The sequence below is a fragment of the Luteimonas sp. GW821-FHT14E02 genome (assembly GCF_058803905.1).
Genome location: NZ_JBXAPK010000006.1, coordinates 1 through 18,734, shown reverse-complemented (window position 1 = coordinate 18,734; position 18,734 = coordinate 1). Strand labels below are relative to the sequence as shown.

Genomic DNA, 18,734 nt, shown 5'->3' with positions numbered 1-18,734 from the left:
AACCGGATTTCCGACATGACCGACGACCTCCAGATCAGCCACGACACGGGCACCCGACGCTTCGATATGCGCGTCGACGGCCACGAGGCCTATGTCGAATACGAGCGCGAGGACGGCATCGTGACCATCACGCACACCATCGTGCCCTCGGAAATCGGCGGCCGCGGCATCGCCGCCCAGCTGGTGCGGGCGGCATTGGAGTACGTGCGGGCGGAAGGCCTGAAGGTCGTGCCGCAGTGCTCCTACGCGGCGGCCTATCTGAAGAAGCATCCGCAGTACGCCGACCTCGTCGCCTGACATCGGCCGGCCGGCTGTGTCAGCATGCGCGCCCCGCGGCATATCGTCCTGCCGCCTTTGGATGAATGCGCCGCGGTCATGCGCCTGAACAAACACATCAGCGACACCGGATTCTGCTCACGGCGCGAGGCCGACCGCCTGATCGGCGAGGGGCGGGTGACCGTCAACGGCGTTCGCGCCCGTATCGGCGCCGAGGTGGGCGAGGGCGACGAGGTCAAGGTCGACGGCCAGCAGCTGCGCGTGCGCACGGCGGCCAAGGGCAAGCGCAAGCACGTCTATATCGCCCTGAACAAGCCGGTCGGCATCACCTGCACCACCGAATCGTCGGTGCCGGGCAACATCGTCGATTTCGTCGGCCATGAGGAGCGGATCTTCCCGATCGGCCGTCTCGACAAGGATTCGGAAGGGCTGATCCTGCTGACCAGCAACGGCGACATCGTCAACGCCATCCTGCGGGCGGAGAACAAGCTGGAGAAGGAGTACCTGGTGGCGGTGAACCATCCGGTCACCGAGGATTTCCTGCGCGGGATGAGCCGGGGCGTCCCGATCCACGGGGAGACGACCCTGCCGTGCCGGACCGGCAAGCTGGGTCGGTTCGGCTTCCGGATCGTCCTGGTGCAAGGCCTGAACCGGCAGATCCGGCTGATGGCGGCCCACTTCAAATACCGCGTGAAACAGCTGCTGCGGGTGCGGATCGGCAATGTGAAGCTTGGGCATCTGAAGCCCGGCCAGTGGCGGAATCTGACCGATGCCGAGCTGCGGGGGCTGCTGCCCAAGCAGGAGGAGTGGTAGCCCGGTCCCAGAGCGGGGTTTCCGTGTGTCGGGAAATGTTCGAAATTTAACATTTCACCCCGAACTTGCGGTATCGTGCGCGCACTGTTCAAAGCCGGGATCACGGTACATCGTGGTTTCGATGCGGTAGATCACTGTTCAATACAGGAATTCCAAAGAATTTCTGGGCCGATCCGCTCCATCGCTTCGCGTTACCCCTTGCTAGACACAGTCGCGGACCCGCACTTGGCGGGGCGCGTATCCATCCCACTGTTCCAAGGAGTAACTCATCATGTCCGATCGTCAGGTTGGTACCGTCAAGTGGTTCAACGACGCCAAGGGCTTCGGCTTCATCACCCCGGAAAGCGGCCAGGACCTGTTCGTCCACTTCCGCTCGATCCAGGGCACCGGCTTCAAGTCGCTGCAGGAAGGCCAGAAGGTCTCGTTCAAGGTTGTGCAGGGCCAGAAGGGCCTGCAGGCCGACGAAGTGCAGCCCATGTAAGTTGGTGCGTTTAGTTTGACCCGAGCCCCGGACGGCAACGTCCGGGGCTTTTTATTTGCCGATCGGGAAGTGTGAATTGCGTCACGGTGTTAATCTCGGCATCACGCTGGGCTCGTTAAACTGGCGTTATTAGAAGCTTCGGAGTCAAGGAGACCGCCATGCGCCGCCTGTTGGCCTGTTCGTCCATCCTCATCGCTCTCGCCATGCTCGCCGCCTGCAAGCGCGAAGAGCCCGCAGCGCAGGCGCCGGCCCAGGCGGGCCAGGAGCAGCCGGAAACCGCCGCCACGCCACCGCCCGCGCCGGCCGAACTCAAGGACGTGATCGAGCGCGATCCGCGCTACGTGATCGGCATCAGCTACCCGAAGGGCATCGACAAATATCCCGGGCTCGCCGCGGAACTGCGCCAGTATTCCGACGCGGCGCGCAACGAACTTAAGCAGGCGCTCGACGGCCTCGGCACCGAGAAACCGCCGGCGCCCTACGACCTGACGCTCTCCTTCAACACCGTGCTGGAAACGCCGCAGATCGTGGCGGTGTCCGCCGACGGCAGCAGCTACACCGGCGGCGCGCACGGCAATCCGCTGGTGGCGCGTTTCGTCTGGCTGCCGCAGCAGAACAAGGCGCTGAAGATCAACGAGCTGATCGTCGACAAGAACGGTTGGCGCGATCTTTCCGGTTACGTGCGCGAGCAGCTGCACGCGGCGTTGTCGCAGCGCATCGACGCCGACGAAATGCCGCCGGCCGAGCGCGCCGAACTGATGAAGTCGGCGTTGAAGATGATCGACGAGGGCTCCACGCCCGAGGCCGACAATTTCGCCCAGTTCGAGCCGGTGTTGGCGCCGGACAACAAGCTGTCGGCGCTGCGCTTTGTGTTCCCGCCCTATCAGGTCGGGCCTTATTCCGACGGCGTGCAGACGGTGGAGGTGCCGGCTTCGGTGCTGCTGCCGCACGTCGCGCAGGAATATCGTGACCTGTTCGCATCCGCACCCGCACCGTCACCGGCGGCGCCGAAACCGGCGGCGCCGAAACCGGCGCCCGCGCCGGCGGGCTGATTGGTCGCCCTGATCGATCATCCTGATCGGTCGGGCGACGCTGTGTTGCAAGCTTGCACAGCGATGAAGGAATGGCGACTGGAGTAATCTGGAATTGCCCTGTTCGTGTCGACGATCCCCCCATGTCCGCGACGCATCCTTTCCAAGACCGCCTGCAATCCCTGCTTGCGGAGGCTGAAGTCCAGGTCGGCGGCAACCGCCCCTGGGACCTGCGCACCCACGATTCGCGTTTGCCGGCACGGCTGGTGGCCGGCGGATCGCTGGCCCTGGGCGAAAGCTACATGGACGGCTGGTGGGACGTGGAATCCCTGGACGATTTCCTGTTCCATCTGCTCGAAGCCCACGTCGATGAACGCGTGCACGGCATCGGCGACATGCTGCTGGCGATCCGCGCGCGGCTGTTCAACATGCAGGCCGGCCGCCACGCCTTCGACGTCGGCGAGCGGCATTACGATCTCGGCAACGATCTCTACTCGGCCATGCTGGGCAAGCGGCTGGTGTACAGCTGCGGTTATTGGCATGGACGCGACGGCGTCGTCGCGGCGTCGCTGGACGAGGCCCAGGAGGCCAAGCTCGACCTGATCTGCCGCAAGCTCGGCCTGCGCCCGGGCATGCGCGTGCTCGACATCGGCTGCGGCTGGGGCGAGGCGCTGAAGTTCGCCGCCGAGCGTTATGGCGTGAGTGGCGTGGGCATCACGGTCTCGCACGAGCAGGCGGAGTTTGCGCGGGAATTGTGCACCGGCCTGCCCATCGAGATCCGCGTGCAGGATTATCGCGAACTTGATGAGCGCTTCGACCGCATCCTCTCCGTCGGCATGTTCGAGCACGTCGGTGTGCGCAACTACCGCACGTACTTCGAAATGGCACGGCGCTGTCTGGCCGAGGACGGACTGTTCCTGCTGCACACCATCGGTGGCAACAAATCGGTGAATCACAGCGATCCGTGGATCACCAAATATATCTTTGCCAATTCGATGCTGCCGTCGGTGCGGCAGATCGCCGAAGCGACCGAAGGCTTGTTCGTGATCGAGGACTGGCACAACTTCGGCGCCGACTACGACCTCACGCTGCAGGCCTGGCGCGCCAACATCGAGGCCGCCTGGGATCGCCTGCCATCGCGCTACGATCAGCGTTTCCGCCGCATGTGGCGTTTCTATCTCGCCGCCTCGATGGCGAGCTTCCGCGCGCGGCGCATCCAGCTTTGGCAACTGGTGCTGTCGCCGGGTGGTGTGCCCGGCGGCTACGTCGCGCCCAGATAGTGCTCGTCCCGCGTGAACGGGACGAGCCGCGCCGTCGTCATCCGCGCAGCGGCAGGCAGATCGCCGTGCGCCATTCGGTCGGCGGGAGCATGCGCGCGTCGTTGAGGTATTCCTCGATCACCGGTGCGTCCGAGGCCTCCTCGCCGCTGGACGGCAGCCATTCGCCGAACAGCCAGCGATAGGGCCGTTCGAGTTCGGCGTAGGGGCCGACGTGCACCAGTACGGCGTAGCGGCCGCCTTCGATCGTGGCGCGCCGGACCGGAGCCTCCAGCGCGAGATCCTCCGGCGCTTCCACGCAGGCATCCGACAGTAGCTCGTCCTCGGACTTGCTCTCCGGATCGTCGTAGTAGATGCCGAAGGAGCGGGATTGGTTCAGGCCGCGTCCGGCTGCCCAGACGCCGAGCCTTTCGAACGTCTTGCCGATGTCGTGATAGGCGCCGTGATGCCGCAGCGCGGCGACGCTGACGGGCGGCAGTTGCGTGATCTTCACTTCGTACATGGTCGTGTCCTCATCAAGGGTTCGATCGGGGCAGGGCGGAGCGGGAATGCTCGCGTCCTGGCGGCGACGGAATTCCCCCGGAGGCAGGCCATAGCTCTGGGCGAACGCGCGATTGAAGGCGGCGCTGCTGCCATAGCCGCAGCGGTGCGCGATGGCTTCGAGCGTTCGCGTGCCGCGCACCAGTTCGACCGCCGCCCGATGCAGACGCATCCGACGCTGCGTGTCGGCCACCGTTTCGCCCATCAGGCCGCGATAGATGCGGTGGAAGTGATAGGGCGAGAAATGGCCGACGGTCGCCAATTGCTCCAGCGCCAGCGGCTGGTCGAGACGATCGGCCATGTGCGCGACCACCCGCTCGATGCGGGTGGCGTAGTTGCGTTGCGTGTTCGGGCGATTCATTCCGGACTCCGTCGTTACCGCGGTGCGAATGCTGGGCGGTTCCGATTGATCCAGGTTGCGCATTTTCTCCGGCGGCGTCCGCCCGGAGTGGTGACGATCAGGGCTGGCTCGCCAAGCGGCTGTTGCGGATGCCGTAACCGAAATACACCACCAGGCCGAGTGCCATCCAGATCAGGAAGCGCTCGTAGGTGATCCACGGCAGCCCCGAGATCAGCCAGATCGAGAAAGCGATCCCGATCAGCGGCACGAACGGCACCCACGGCGTGCGGAAACTGCGCGGCAGCGACGGCTGGCGCTTGCGCAGCACCAGGATCGAGGCGCAGATGACGATGAAGGCGGCGAGCACGCCCACGTTCACCAGTTCCGCCAGTTCGCCGATGGGGAAGAAACCCGCCGCGAGCGCGGTGATCACACCGAGCAGCAGCGTCGGGCGATAGGGCGTGCCGTAGCGCGGGTGCGATTTCGCGAACCACATCGGCAGCAGACCGTCGCGCGAGAGCGCGTACCAGATGCGCGCGGCCGCCAGCATGAAGGCGAAGACGACGCTGATGATGCCGGTGACGGCGATCAGCGAGATCACCGTGGCGACCCAGTCCAGCCCGAGATCGCGGAAGGCATTGGCGACCGGCGCGCTGTTGCCGAGCGTGGAGTAGTGGGCGACGCCGGTGAGCACCAGCGAGATGGTGAGATACAGCGCCATCGAGATGCCAAGCGACAGCATCACCGCGCGCGGCAGATCGCGTTGCGGGTTCTTGGCTTCCTCGGCGGCCGTGGTCAGCGTGTCGTAGCCGAACACGGCGAAGAACACCACCGCGGCGGCAGTGACGACGCCGTTGAAGCCGAAATGCGAGGCACCGCTCGCATCGACCGTGCGTTCGGGGATGAATGGCGTCCAGTTAGCCGGATCGATGTAGAACACGCCGACACCGATCACCAGCAGCACGCCCAGCACTTTGATCGCCACGATCAGCGTGTTGAAGCGCGCCCCCCATTCGGTGCGCACGGTGAGCAGGACAGCGACCAGCAGCGACACGACGGCGGCGACGAGGTTGAAGACATGGCCTTCGCCGCTGCCATGCGCGCCCTGCGCCCAGACCGGCAGGTCGATGCCGATGCGATGCAGCAGATCCTGCGCATAGCCCGACCAGCCGCTGGCCACCACGGCCACCACCATCGCGTATTCGAGCAGCAGGTCCCAGCCGATCAGCCATGCAGGCAGCTCGCCGAGTACCGCGTAGCCGTAGGTGTAGGCGCTGCCGGTGACGGGAATCATGCCGGCGAATTCGGCATAGCACAGTGCCGCCGCGGCGCTGGCGATGCCGGCGATGATGAAGGCCAGCGCGACCGCGGGGCCGGCATTCGCGGCGGCCTGCTGTCCGGCGAGCACGAACACGCCGACGCCGATGATGCCGCCCAGTCCGATCGCGGTGAGCTGCCAAACGCCGAGCACGCGGCGGAAATCACGGCGTTGCCCGAGCTCGGCCTGGAGTTGCGCGATGCTCTTGGGTCGGATCAGCCGTGCCGTCAGTGAGGGCGGTGCGCTCATCGTTGGGGTCTCCCTGGAGGTGCGGCGATCATAGCCGCTGACGTCTCCGTGGCGAACCCACGAAGCGAAACCCGACAGCACCGATCTCAGGCGAATGCAGCGTGCAGCGTCGTCCCGACGTCGGTATCGAGCTTGAGCGAGGCGAGATCGTCGGCGCGCGTGCGTCCGCGGTTGAGGATCGCGATCGGCAGTCCGGCCTCGTGCGCCATGCGCGCGAAGCGGAAGCCGGAATACACCATCAGCGACGAACCCGCGACGAGCATGGCGTCGGAGGCTTGCAACGCGTCGCGCGCTTGCTCGTAGCGTGCGCGGGGCACGTTCTCGCCGAAGAACACGACATCCGGTTTCAGCGGGCCGGCACAGGCGGGACAGCGCGGCGGAACGAAACGCATGACGGCTTGGTCGTCGATGTCCGCGTCGCCATCGGGCGCGGTGGCGGCATGCGCGGCGTCCCAGTCGGCATTGGCGGCGGCGATCGTTTCCTGCACGGCGCTACGCGCTTCGCGCAGGCCGCAGTCCAGGCAGACGACCGCGTCGAGCGACCCATGCAGATCGACCACGGCGCGGCTGCCGGCACGCTGATGCAGCCCATCGACATTCTGGGTGACCAGCAGCGACAGCGTGCCCGTCGATTCCCAGGCCGCGAACGCGAAATGCGCGCGATTCGGGGCCGCCTGCACGAAGCGTGGCCAGCCGATGGCGCTGCGGGCCCAGTAGCGCTGATACACGGCCGGATCGCCGGTGAAGGACTGGTAGGTGACCGGCGGCTTGCGTTTCCAGGCGCCGTCGGCATCGCGATAGTCCGGGATGCCGGAATCGGTGCTGCAGCCGGCGCCGGTGAGGACGAAGACGCGGCGGAAGGGCGCCAGCCAGTCGCGCAGTCGATTCACGTCGGCGGATTCAACATCGGGCGATCCGACATCGGCCGGTTCAGCGAAAGAGGCGTTCATCGCCGCATCCTAGCGTTTTCCATGGTGAGCCCGTGTTTTGGGCGGCGGAGGGCATTTGCAAGAGCCGTCTCAGTGGTTGAGACGGCTTGCGGCTAGGGTCTGCCTGTCTGATCGGGCACCACGGGTTTGAATTCCGCCTGCGTTGAATTCCAGAGGCTCCGCTCCGATCTTTCGTTCATGCCTTTCCCTTCCCCGGCGTAATTTTCCCAGTACGATCATCCTCACGATGCCGCTGACAGCGTTCCATCCCGCCGTCGCCAACTGGTTCCGCAGCGCGTTCCCGGCGCCCACGCAGGCGCAGATCGCGGCGTGGCCGGCGATCCGCAGCGGGCGCAACACGCTGGTGGCGGCGCCGACCGGCTCGGGCAAGACGCTGACCGCCTTCATGACCGCGATCGACGGCCTGGTGCGGCAGGGCCTGGAGCAGGGCACGCACGATCTGTTGGGGCAGTCGACGTCGGGTCTGCCCGATCAGACCGTGGTGGTCTACGTCTCGCCGCTGAAGGCGCTCTCCAACGACATCCGCATCAACCTCGAGGCGCCGCTGGCGGGCATCCGCGCCGAACTCGAACGCATGGGCCTGCCGGACATCGAGATCCGCACCGCCGTGCGCACCGGCGACACGCCGCAGGCCGAGCGCGCGCTGACGCGGCGCAAGCCGCCGCACATTCTCGTCACCACGCCGGAATCGCTGTACGTCCTGCTCGGTTCCGAATCCGGGCGGGCGATGCTGGCCACCGTGCGCACGGTGATCGTCGACGAAATCCACGCCGTGGCCGGCAGCAAGCGTGGCAGCCATCTGGCGCTGTCGTTGGAGCGTCTGGAAGCCTTGTGCGGCGACCGGCTCACGCGCGTCGGCCTGTCGGCGACGCAGAAGCCGATCGAGGAAGTGGCCCGTTTTCTGGTTGGCGCGGCCGCGGTGTCGAAGCATGGCGTGCCGGATTGCGAAATCGTCGACATCGGCTACGTGAAGCAACGCGATCTAGCGCTGGAACTGCCGCCGACGCCGCTGAGCGCGGTGATGTCGAACGATCAGTGGGAACAGGTCTACGCACGTGTCGCCGAACTGGTCACGCAGCACCGCACCACGCTGGTGTTCGTCAACACACGCCGCATGGCCGAGCGCGCGGCACGACATCTAGGCGAGATCCTGGGCAAGGAGGCCGTCGCCGCGCACCACGGCAGCCTCGCCAAGGAACTGCGACTGGATGCCGAGCAGCGCCTGAAGCGCGGCGAATTGCGCGTGCTGGTGGCGACGGCTTCGCTCGAACTCGGTATCGACATCGGCGATGTCGATCTGGTCTGCCAGCTCGGCTCGCCGCGCTCGATCGCGGCGTTCCTGCAGCGCGTCGGTCGCTCCGGACACCATGTCGGCGGCGTGCCGAAGGGCCGGTTGTTCCCGCAGACGCGCGACGAACTGGTCGAATGCGCCGCGCTGCTCGATGGCGTGCGCCGCAGCGAACTCGATGCCCTGATCATGCCGCAGGCGCCGCTGGACGTGCTGGCGCAACAGATCGTCGCTGAAGTGGCGAGCCGCGAATGGGACGAGGACGCGCTCTACGACTGGTTCCGTCGCGCCTGGCCCTATGCCGGACTGTCGCGCAAGGATTACGACGCCATCGTGCGCATGCTGGCCGAAGGGTTCACCACGCGACGCGGCCCGCGCGCGGGCTATCTGCATCGCGATGCGGTCAATCGCAAGCTTCGCGGCCGCAAGGGCGGCCGCATGACCGCGCTGATGTCGGGCGGCACCATTCCCGACACCGCCGACTACAGCGTGGTCCTGGAGCCGCAGGCGCAGAACATCGGCACGGTGAACGAGGATTTCGCGGTCGAGAGCCTGACCGGCGACATCTTCCAGCTCGGCAACGCCAGCTATCGCATCCTGCGCATCGAGCCGGGGCGCGTGCGCGTGGAGGATGCGCAAAGCGCGCCGCCCAACATCCCGTTCTGGCTGGGCGAGGCGCCGGGGCGCACCGACGAACTGTCGTTCGCGGTGTCGCGGCTGCGCGAAACGGTGGCCGAACAGATCAAAGGGCGGGGTGTCGAGGCAGCGCTCGCCTGGTGCGTCGGCGAAGTCGGCTTGCCGTCGGAAGCCGCGCGGCAGCTGATCGATTACCTCGGTTCCGCGCTGGCATCGCTCAACGCGATGCCGAGCCAGGACACCATCGTCCTGGAACGTTTCTTCGACGAATCCGGGGGCACGCAACTGGTGATCCACACGCCCTACGGCAGTCGCGTCAATCGTGCCTGGGGCCTGGCGCTGCGCAAGCGCTTCTGCCGCAAGTTCAATTTCGAACTGCAGGCGGCGGCGACCGAGGACGCCATCGTGCTGTCGCTCTCGACAAGCCACAGCTTCCCGCTGATCGAGGTGGCGAGCTATCTGCATTCCAATTCGGCGCAGGACGTGCTGGTCCAGGCACTGCTCGACGCGCCACTGTTCGGCGTGCGCTGGCGCTGGAATGCGACCACCGCGCTGGCGCTGCCGCGTTTCGTCGGCGGCAAGAAAGTGCCGCCGCAGTTGCAGCGGATGAAGTCGGAGGATCTGCTGGCAACGGTGTTTCCTGATCAGGTCGCCTGTCTGGAGAACATCGTCGGCGAACGCCAGGTGCCGGATCATCCGCTGGTCGCGCAGACACTGCACGATTGCCTGCACGAAGCGATGGACATCGACGGCTGGCTGCGCCTGCTGCGCGCGATGGAATCCGGCCAGGTGCGGGTGGAGGCGCGCGATCTGACCGCGCCGTCGCCGTTCGCCGCCGAGGCCTTGAACGCGCGGCCCTACGCCTTCCTCGACGATGCGCCACTGGAAGAACGCCGCACCCAGGCCGTGCAGACGCGCCGTTACGCTGATCCGCAGAGCGCCGACGATCTCGGCAGGCTCGATCTCGCCGCGATCGAGGCGGTGCGCGAGGAAGCCTGGCCGCAGGTGCGCGATGCCGACGAGATGCATGAGGCGCTGATGGGGCTGGGTTTCGTCACGGAAGCGGAGGCGATGGGCAACGGCGATTGGTTCGGCTGGCTCAAGCGGCTGGCGCGTGATCATCGCGCGACACGGCTTGCCATCGGCGACGGGTTGTGGGTCGCCGCGGAACGTCTGCCGCAATTGCAGGCCCTGCATCCCGAGGCCGCGATGCAGCCGGCGATCGAAGCGCCGGCGGAATTCGTTGCGCAAGCCTGGACGAGCGAGGATGCGGCGGTAGAACTGCTGCGCCTGCGTCTCACGGGCCTTGGTCCGACCCCCGCGACTGCGCTTGCTTCTGCGATTTCGCTTCCCGCTACGGACGTGGACATGGCGCTGTTGCGCTTGCAAGGGGAAGGCTATGTGATGCAGGGGCGCTTCACCCCCGGCATCGACGTCGACGAGTGGTGCGAACGCCATCTGCTCGCGCGCATCCATCGCTACACGCTCAAGCGCCTGCGTCGCGAGATCGAACCGGTGGAGCCGCGCGACTTCATGCGTTTCCTCTTCGACTGGCAGCGCGTGGCGCCCGGTGCGCGCGTCAGCGGACCAGAGGCGCTGGCGGGCGTGCTCGCGCAGCTGGAGGGCTTCGAGGCGCCGGCGGCCGCATGGGAAGCGGAATTGCTGCCGGCACGCGTCAACGATTATTCGATCACCTGGCTCGACGACCTGTGCACCGCCGGCCGCACGATGTGGACGCGCCTGCGCGTGAGTGCCGGCGACAGCAGTGGCTCGCGCGGCAGCACGCCCGTGCGCGCGACGCCGATCGTCCTGCTGCCGCGCAAGCATGCTGTTGCATGGACGCGGCTGGCACCGGAGCAGAGCAACGACGACAGCATTTCTTCGCGCGCGCAGCGTGTCGCCGATTATCTGGGCGAACACGGGGCCTCGTTCTTCGACGAACTCGTGACAGGCGCGCACCTGCTGCGAACGGAACTCGAAGACGCGCTCGCGGAACTGGTGGCGCGTGGCCGCGTCCATTGCGACAGCTATGCCGGATTGCGCGCGCTGCTGGTGCCCGCATCGAAGCGATCGGGCGGCTCCCCTCATCGCCGGCGTCGCGCGGCGCTGTTCGGTATCGAAGACGCAGGCCGCTGGGTGCTGATCCGGCGCAACGTACCGGCGCCGAATGGGAAATCCGATCCGGAAGCGATCGAGCATGTGGCCCGGGTCCTGCTGCGCCGCTACGGCGTGGTGTGCTGGCGGCTGCTGGAGCGCGAAGCGAACTGGCTGCCGCCGTGGCGCGAGCTGCTGCGCGTCTATCACCGGCTGGAGGCGCGTGGTGAAATCCGCGGCGGCCGTTTCATCGCAGGCCTGTCGGGTGAGCAGTTCGCGCTGCCCGAGGCCATCGGACTGATGCGCCAGATGCGTCAGCGCCCGCACGATGGCGCCTTGATCTGCCTGTCCGCGGCCGATCCCCTGAACCTGGTCGGCACCGTGCTGCCCGGCAGCAAACTGCCGCGCCTGACCGGCTCGCGCGTGCTCTACCGTGATGGTCTGCCGCTGGCGACCTTGAACGCGGGGCAGGTCGACTGGCTCGTCACGCTGCCGCCGGAAGAGCAGCGCATGGCCCGCAAGGTGCTGCTGCGCGAGCCTGATCCCGCGTTCTTCGCAGGGCAGGTTCCGGCCGCCGTGCACTGATCCCAGGCTTTGCGTATCGTGGCCGGACGATGTCTGGACGCAGACTGTCAACGGATCGCAATCCTAGTCACCGACCCTGTGCGCGGGCCGGCTGCAGGGGAGTCGGCACGTCCGATCCCCCGACACAGGATTCAAAGCCATGAGTCTGCGCACTAAGCTAATCTCGACGCTGTGCGCCACGGTGTTGCTCGCCGTCGGCGTCCCCGCCTTCGCACAAGAGTCCGCCTTGGCCGCCAAGCCCGCCCGCCATCACGACGATGACCATCACGGGTTGATCGTGATCGGCCATCGCGGCGCCAGCGGCTATCGCCCCGAGCACACGCTCGAATCCTATCGCCTGGCGATCCGCCAGGGCGCCGACTTCATCGAGCCTGACCTGGTGGCGACCAAGGACGGCGTGCTGGTCGCGCGCCACGAGAACGAGATTTCCGGCACCACCGACGTCGCCGATCATCCGGAATTCGCCAGCCGCCGCACCACCAAGACGGTCGATGGCGTCAAGCTGACCGGCTGGTTCACCGAGGATTTCACCCTCGCCGAGATCAAGACGCTGCGCGCCAAGGAACGCATTCCCGCCATTCGTCCGGGCAACACGCGTTACGACGGCCGCTTCCAGATTCCGACCTTCGCCGAAGTGGTGCAGCTGGCCAAGCGCGAGAGCCGCAATGGCCGTCCGGTCGGCATCTATCCCGAAACCAAGCATCCGACCTATTTCGCCAAGGAAGGGCGTCGCATCGACGGCACGCCGATCCATGTCTCGCTCGGCACGAAGCTGATCGAGACGCTGGTGGCCGAAGGCTTCACCGATTCGCGCCGCGTCTTCATCCAGAGCTTTGACGTGGAGAACTTGCTCGAACTGAAGAAGCACATCATGCCGTCGGCGGGTGTTTCGTTCCCGCTGGTGCAGCTGTATGACGACATCAATTCGGCCAAGCCCTACGACATGGTCTACAACGCCACGCACGGCGGCGATCTCTCGGCGATCTATGGCGAGCTGAACCAGCGCATCGAAGGCGGCATCAGCGCGGACACGACCTATGGCGCGCTGGTCAGCCAGTCGGTGTTGAACTGGATGAAGGCGAACTACGCCTCGGGCATCGGCCCCTGGAAATCCAATCTGCTGCCGCGCACCGCGCTCGATCCCAAGGTCGACGCCAACGGCGACGGCAAGGCGGAACTGGCCACGCGCAATACCGGCGCGGTGCATCCGATGCTGGCGCGCGCGTTGAAGGCGGGGCTGCTGGTGCATCCCTACACCTTGCGGGCGGAGGAGAGCTTTTTGACGCAGACGGCGAATGGCGTGTCGCAGTCGGCGCTCTGTGAAGCCGTGCAGCTCTACAGTCTGGGCGTGCAGGGCATGTTCTTCGATCAGCCGGATGTCGGCGTGGCAGCGCGCGAGATCTTTCTCGATCTCAGCAAGCCGTAAGTCATCCAGAAAACGGGGGCTTTGAAAACTCTCGATCTAGACGCACACAAGAGCCCCTCTCCCGCTTGCGGGAGAGGGGTTGGGGTGAGGGCAAGTCCAAAGCCGGCGAGGCATTGTTTTTTCGTTGAATTCAAGGAGGATGGGCGTCTGCGCTTGCCCTCACCCTCGCTCGCTGCGCTCGCATTTCCCTCTCCCGCAAGCGGGAGAGGGGCTGAAATGAAAGTCGGGTAAAAACAGCGCACGTCCTTGTGCGCCACCCTCTGGAGCTCCCGGCGGCGCCGAAGCGCGGCCGCGGGAGCAAAGACAGACTTACTTGCTGCCGCTCACTTCCGGAGCGGATTGCGGTTGGGCTTCCGCGGCCAGGCCACGCTTGACCAGCAGCGGCTGGATGTCCGGGGCGTGCCCGGTGAAGTCGAGGAACAGCTGCGAGGCATCCTTGCTGCCGCCGCGCGAGAGCAGGGTGCGGCGGAAACGATCGCCGTTCTCGCGCTTCAGGCCGCCGTTCTGCTTGATCCACTCCACCGTGTTCGCATCCAGCACTTCCGACCAGATGTAGGCGTAGTAGCCGGCCGCGTAGCCGCCCATGATGTGGCTGAAGTAGGGCGTGCGATAGCGCGGCGGCACCGGCGCGTAGTCGACGCCGTCCTTCTTCAGGACGTCTCCCTCGAAGGCCATCACGCGCGCGGCGGCGGGAATCTGTGCTTCCGGCGCCTGATGGTAATTCTGGTCGAGCATCGCCGCGCCGAGATATTCGGTGGTGGCGAAGCCCTGATTGAACTTCTGGCTGGCCAGCACCTTGTCGAGCAGCGCCTTGGGCATCGCCTCGCCGGTCTGATAGTGCTTGGCGTAGTGGGCGAGGATTTCCGGCCAGTCGGCCCACATCTCGTTGACCTGCGAGGGGAACTCGACGAAGTCGCGCGGCACGCTGGTACCGCTGAAGTACGGGTACTTCACGTTCGAGAACATGCCGTGCAGCGCATGGCCGAATTCGTGGAAGGCGGTGGTCACCTCGTCCCAGGTCAGCAGCGTCGGCTTGCCGGCGGTCGGCTTGGGAATGTTGAGATGGTTGGCGACCACGGGCTTGGTGCCAAACAGTTCGGACTGGCTGACATAGCTGTTCATCCACGCGCCGCCGCGCTTGGACGGGCGCGCGTAGGGATCGAAGATGAAGATCGCCAGCTGCTTGCCGTCGTTGTCGATCACGTCGTAGACGGTCGTGTCCGGGTGGTACTTCGGCAGGTCGGTGCGTTCCTTGAAGCTGATGCCGTAGAGCTGGTTGGCGGCGTAGAACACGCCGTTTTCCAGCACGTTCTTCAGTTCGAGATAGGGTTTCAGCTGCGATTCGTCGAAGTCGTATTGCGCCTGGCGCACCTTCTCGGCGTAGAAGGCCCAGTCCCAGGGCTGCAGCTGGAACGTGGGCTCACCCTTGGCGGCTTGTTCCTTGTCGATGATTGCCTGCATCGCCGCGGCTTCGCGCTTGGCGTTCGCCACCGCGGGCGGGGCCAGCTTGGAGAGCATGTCGTTGACGGCATCCGGCGTCTTCGCGGTTTCGTCGGCGAGGACGTAGGCCGCGTAGGTCGGATAGCCCAGCATCTTGGCGCGTTCGGCGCGCAGCTTCAGCACTTCGGCGACGATGGCGGTGTTGTCGAACTTGTTGCCGCGGCTGTTGCGCGTCACCGACGCCTTGTGCAGGCGCTCGCGCAGCGCGCGATTGGTGAGCTGCGATTCCGGCGGCTGGCCGGTGGTGTTGAGCAGGGTGATGACGTACTTGCCGTCGAGCTTGCGTTCCTTGGCGGCTTCCGCGGCAGCGGCGATCTGCTCGTCGGTCAGGCCGTCGAGTTCGGCCTTCGAATCCACGACGATGGCGGAATCGTTGACCTCGTTCAGCACGTTCTCGCTGAAGTCGGTGCCGAGCTTGGCGAGCCGGGCGTTGATGTCCTTCAGGCGCGCCTTGTCCTGGTCGGAGAGCGCGGCGCCGGCACGCACGTAGTCGGTGTGGTAGCGCTCGATCAGGCGCTTGCCCTCGTCGTCGAGGCCGAGCGAATCGCGCTGGTCGTACAGCGACTTGATGCGCGCAAACAGCTTCGGATTGAGCTGGATGGCATCGCCATGCGCGGCAAATTTCGGCGCGTACTCGCCACGCAGGCGGTTGCGCTCGGGATTGGTGTCGGTGCCGACGAGGTTGAAGAACACGGTCGTCGCGCGATCGAGCACGCGTCCGGAGCGTTCCAGGGCGAGGATCGTGTTGTCGAAGGTCGGCGGCTCGGGATTGTTCGCGATCGCCTCGACTTCCTTCAGTTGCTCGGCCATGCCGGCGTCGAAGGCCGGGGCGAAGTCGGCGTCCTTGATCTTGTCGAACTGCGGGTAGTGCAGCGGCAGCGTGCTCAGGTCGTGGAACGGATTGGATGCGCTGTAGGAGGCGGGGGTGGCGGTGCTGTTCACGGGTGTTTCGGCCATGCTGTAGGCAGGAGCGGCGAGTGCCAGGGCCGCGGTCAGGGCGAGGGCGAGCGGGTGCTTCATGGGCGGGGCGGTCGAGGAATGTGGCGGCCAGCCTAGCCCAAGCGGCAGCATGCCACCTGTGACTTTAGGCAGGGGTGAGGGGCATCGTTGGCCGCGCCCGCTTCCTCGGGGACACGCTCACAGCGTCTCGAACTGGCGCACGATCCATGACAGCTGGTACGCCAGACTCGCGACCGCGAAGAAGGCATGGAAGCGGCGGTTGCTGGTGGCGATCGCCACCAGGCACAACAGCACGTAGGCCAGGCTGCGCAATTCGAGCTCGGGCCCGAAGCTGTCGAAATACTGCCGGCCCTTGATCCAGGTATCGCCCAGGTCCGCGAGGTAGGCCAGCGCCAGCAGGCTGAAGAACCATTTCCGGCGCGAATAGAAATATTCCTCGTAACCGGCATGGCCTTCCATGTTGTCCGGAAAGATGATCGCGCACAGCAGATACAGCAGCAGCGCGTACAGCGCCACGTACAGATAGAGCATGAAGGTCCAGTGGACCGTGTCGGCCAGGCGGAATTCCCACCACCAGAAGTGCAGCAGGTACACGAACATCGAGATCGCCCAGACCATGTGCACCCAGTAGGCGCGCTCGCGCACCGGACGATCGATGGCGCGCGCGAAATGCCGGATCAGATGGGTCAGGCCGAGGCCCACCACCATGCCCAGCAGCACCCGCACGTGCAGGAACAGGTTGGACAGAGCGTCCGGATGGCTGATGGTGGGGTCCACGAGGGGATTGTCACCAGCGCCCCGGATGGCCGCAAGCCGGCGGCCACGCCCCGTCACGGAGGGAACGAGCGGCGTGCCGGAGGTTCGCGGTCAGCGTACCTTGAAGGACAGCAGGTAGCCCGGGATCAGGTCCATGCCGGCCGGGCAGGCGGTGTCGAGCGGCACCTGCTGGCGCGCGCTGTTGTCGGCGTTGACGCAGACATCGAACTGCTCGCCTTCACCGGTCTGGGTGACGCTGTAGTCGTTGTCGCTGCCCACCAGCACCACGCGGCCGCCGAACAGCAGGCGCGGGCCGATGGCCAGGCCTTCCAGCTTTTCCGGCACGTCGGCGCCGACGCGGCGCAGGGCGGCCAGGACGTCGACCTCCGGCTGCTTCGACACCGGAGCCACGCCAGCGGGCAGATCGCCGCGGCCGGCCAGCGACACGTGCTGCACGTCCGTGGCGCCGCGCAGGTCGATGCGATAGATGCGCTTGTGGATCGGCGTGGCGGTTTCCTCGACGCCGACGCCGCGGTTGTCGCGTTCGATCACCAGGAATTCGTGGTCGGACACAGCCTCGATCGCGCTCAGGCCGATGCTGCGGCCCTGGTCGGTGGCCTTGAAATCATCGGCGGTATCGGGATCGATCGCGTTGAGCACGTCGACGGTTTCCAGCGGATACAGGTACTGCGCCGTGCTGGTACCTGATTTGGGATCGAACTCGACGACGCGCACCCAGCGGCTGCGCCGGCCGTCGCTCTTGTCGCCCTCGTTCACCAGCGGGTCCTGCAGCACCGCGTACAGGCGCGTGCGCGAGGCGTTGAAGGTCAGGCCCTCGAAGCCGCGATTGTCCTGGCGGCCGTTGACGATCGTGCCGCGGCCGTCGGTGTAGTTGGACTGGCCGTCGGCTTGCGCCGGACGCAGGTTGGCGGGGATGTCGAAGGCGCGCACGAAGCGGCCGCGACGGTCGAATTCGTACAGGCTCGGGCCGTACTCGTCGGAAACGAACAGATGTCCGTTGCGACCGACGGCGATGCCCTCGGGATCGAAGCTGTTGCCGAGCACGTTCGGCGAACCGTTGAGCAAGGTCGGATTGAGGCCGTTGAACGGATTGCCGTTGCGGTCGGTGAACAAGATGGTACGCAGCACCAGCGGCTTGCCGAGCACGGCGCCGGAAATCGGATGCAGGGGCACGATCATCTGCTGCACGCGCGTGCTGTAGCCGATCACGCCGCCCCCGGGGCCACGGTCGGACAGCGCGAACCAGGTGCCGGTCGACGCGTCGTATTTCAGGTCGGAGAAGAAGCCGAGGCGATTGATGTTGGCGGCTTGTTTCCCCGGCGCGATGCGGTCGACGCTGTGGGCGGAGATCGGCACCACATCGCTCAGCGACCAGTCGGCGGCCTGGGCGGAGAAAACCGGCACGGAGCCGGCGAGAACCAGCGCGCAGGCGCAGGAAAGGCGACGCAGCATCGGAGCGCTCCCGGGGGAATGGAGAAACCCGGCACGTTAGGAACAGCGTGTTGCAGGCAGATGACGCCCGTCACGGAGGCTTGTATTAAGATCGCCGTAACTTCTCTGGGATTTCCGCCATGACCACAGCCTACGATTTCAGTGCGAACGACATCGACGGCGGTCAGCAGGCGCTGTCCCAGTACGCCGGCAAGGTGCTGCTGATCGTCAACGTCGCTTCCAAATGCGGCTTCACGCCGCAGTACACGGGGCTGGAGAAGCTCTGGCAGACCTATCGTGATCGTGGCCTGGTGGTGATGGGCTTCCCCTGCGACCAGTTCGGCCATCAGGAGCCCGGCGACGAGGCCGAGATCAAGAATTTCTGCTCGCTTACCTACGATGTCGACTTTCCGATGTTTTCCAAGGTTGACGTCAACGGTGGTGACGCGCATCCGCTGTGGAAGTGGTTGAAGGAAGAGAAGGGCGGTTTTCTCGGCATCGATGCGATCAAGTGGAACTTCACCAAGTTCCTCGTCGGTCGCGATGGGCGTGTGATCAAGCGTTATGCGCCGACTGACAAGCCGGAATCGCTGGCGGCCGACATCGAGGCGGCGCTCGGCTGATTGTCGTCCCAGCGGAGGCTGGGATCCTTTGGCTTTTGCTGCTGCCGTTGCTTGTTGAAGATCAAAAGCGTTTCGTCCGCTACGCGGCCGAGTTCATTTCTTTTGATAAGCGTCAAAAGAAACGAACCAAAGAAAAACG

At 65.8% G+C, this 18,734-nt stretch carries 14 protein-coding genes; 8 read left to right on the top strand and 6 right to left on the bottom strand.

What is annotated here, in order from left to right:
• Positions 1-15 precede the first annotated feature (15 nt).
• From AC1RNP_RS11110 to cfa, 5 genes are all read left to right on the top strand, one after another.
• Positions 16-297 (top strand): GNAT family N-acetyltransferase, encoded by a 282-nt coding sequence (locus AC1RNP_RS11110; RefSeq protein WP_493051323.1) that lies wholly within the window; start codon positions 16-18, stop codon positions 295-297.
• Positions 298-321: 24 nt separating this feature from the next.
• Positions 322-1,089, top strand: coding sequence for a pseudouridine synthase (locus AC1RNP_RS11105; RefSeq protein WP_493051322.1), 768 nt, complete (start codon positions 322-324; stop codon positions 1,087-1,089).
• A gap of 271 nt (positions 1,090-1,360) precedes the next feature.
• Positions 1,361-1,570, top strand: coding sequence for a cold-shock protein (locus AC1RNP_RS11100; protein WP_226468527.1), 210 nt, complete (start codon positions 1,361-1,363; stop codon positions 1,568-1,570).
• A gap of 158 nt (positions 1,571-1,728) precedes the next feature.
• On the top strand, positions 1,729-2,622 hold the full coding sequence (locus AC1RNP_RS11095; protein ID WP_493051321.1) for a DUF3298 and DUF4163 domain-containing protein: 894 nt from the start codon (positions 1,729-1,731) through the stop codon (positions 2,620-2,622).
• A 122-nt stretch (positions 2,623-2,744) separates the two neighbouring features.
• Entirely contained in the window at positions 2,745-3,881 is a 1,137-nt protein-coding gene (gene cfa / locus AC1RNP_RS11090; protein WP_493051319.1) for a cyclopropane fatty acyl phospholipid synthase, read from the top strand.
• A 37-nt stretch (positions 3,882-3,918) separates the two neighbouring features.
• Here the strand turns inward: cfa and AC1RNP_RS11085 are convergent, their stop codons facing one another.
• From AC1RNP_RS11085 to AC1RNP_RS11075, 3 genes are all read right to left on the bottom strand, one after another.
• A complete protein-coding gene (locus AC1RNP_RS11085) occupies positions 3,919-4,779 on the bottom strand; it encodes an AraC family transcriptional regulator (protein ID WP_493051318.1) in 861 nt (286 codons plus the stop codon).
• A gap of 97 nt (positions 4,780-4,876) precedes the next feature.
• Positions 4,877-6,325, bottom strand: coding sequence for an amino acid permease (locus AC1RNP_RS11080; protein ID WP_493051317.1), 1,449 nt, complete (start codon positions 6,323-6,325; stop codon positions 4,877-4,879).
• An 86-nt stretch (positions 6,326-6,411) separates the two neighbouring features.
• A complete protein-coding gene (locus AC1RNP_RS11075; RefSeq protein WP_493051316.1) occupies positions 6,412-7,275 on the bottom strand; it encodes an NAD-dependent protein deacetylase in 864 nt (287 codons plus the stop codon).
• Positions 7,276-7,501: 226 nt separating this feature from the next.
• On the opposite strand from AC1RNP_RS11075, the gene AC1RNP_RS11070 reads away from it, so the two are divergent.
• Together AC1RNP_RS11070 and AC1RNP_RS11065 are read left to right on the top strand one after the other, a co-directional pair.
• On the top strand, positions 7,502-11,878 hold the full coding sequence (locus tag AC1RNP_RS11070) for a DEAD/DEAH box helicase (protein WP_493051315.1): 4,377 nt from the start codon (positions 7,502-7,504) through the stop codon (positions 11,876-11,878).
• Positions 11,879-12,017: 139 nt separating this feature from the next.
• Positions 12,018-13,304, top strand: a complete 1,287-nt coding sequence (locus tag AC1RNP_RS11065) for a glycerophosphodiester phosphodiesterase family protein (RefSeq protein ID WP_493051314.1) — start codon at positions 12,018-12,020, stop codon at positions 13,302-13,304.
• Positions 13,305-13,613: 309 nt separating this feature from the next.
• On the opposite strand, the gene AC1RNP_RS11060 is transcribed toward AC1RNP_RS11065, so the two are convergent.
• The 3 genes from AC1RNP_RS11060 to AC1RNP_RS11050 form a co-directional block, all read right to left on the bottom strand.
• Entirely contained in the window at positions 13,614-15,824 is a 2,211-nt protein-coding gene (locus tag AC1RNP_RS11060) for a M3 family metallopeptidase (RefSeq protein ID WP_493051313.1), read from the bottom strand.
• Between the two features lie 117 nt (positions 15,825-15,941).
• The gene (locus AC1RNP_RS11055; protein WP_493051312.1) at positions 15,942-16,541 is read right to left on the bottom strand and encodes a hypothetical protein; all 600 of its coding nucleotides are present in this window, start codon (positions 16,539-16,541) and stop codon (positions 15,942-15,944) included.
• Between the two features lie 90 nt (positions 16,542-16,631).
• Entirely contained in the window at positions 16,632-17,993 is a 1,362-nt protein-coding gene (locus tag AC1RNP_RS11050; protein WP_493051311.1) for an esterase-like activity of phytase family protein, read from the bottom strand.
• Positions 17,994-18,112: 119 nt separating this feature from the next.
• Here AC1RNP_RS11050 and AC1RNP_RS11045 point away from each other — a divergent pair, with 119 nt between their 5' ends.
• Positions 18,113-18,595: a glutathione peroxidase gene (locus AC1RNP_RS11045; protein ID WP_493051310.1), complete on the top strand. Its 483-nt coding sequence runs from the start codon at positions 18,113-18,115 to the stop codon at positions 18,593-18,595.
• The last annotated feature ends 139 nt before the right edge of the window (positions 18,596-18,734 follow it).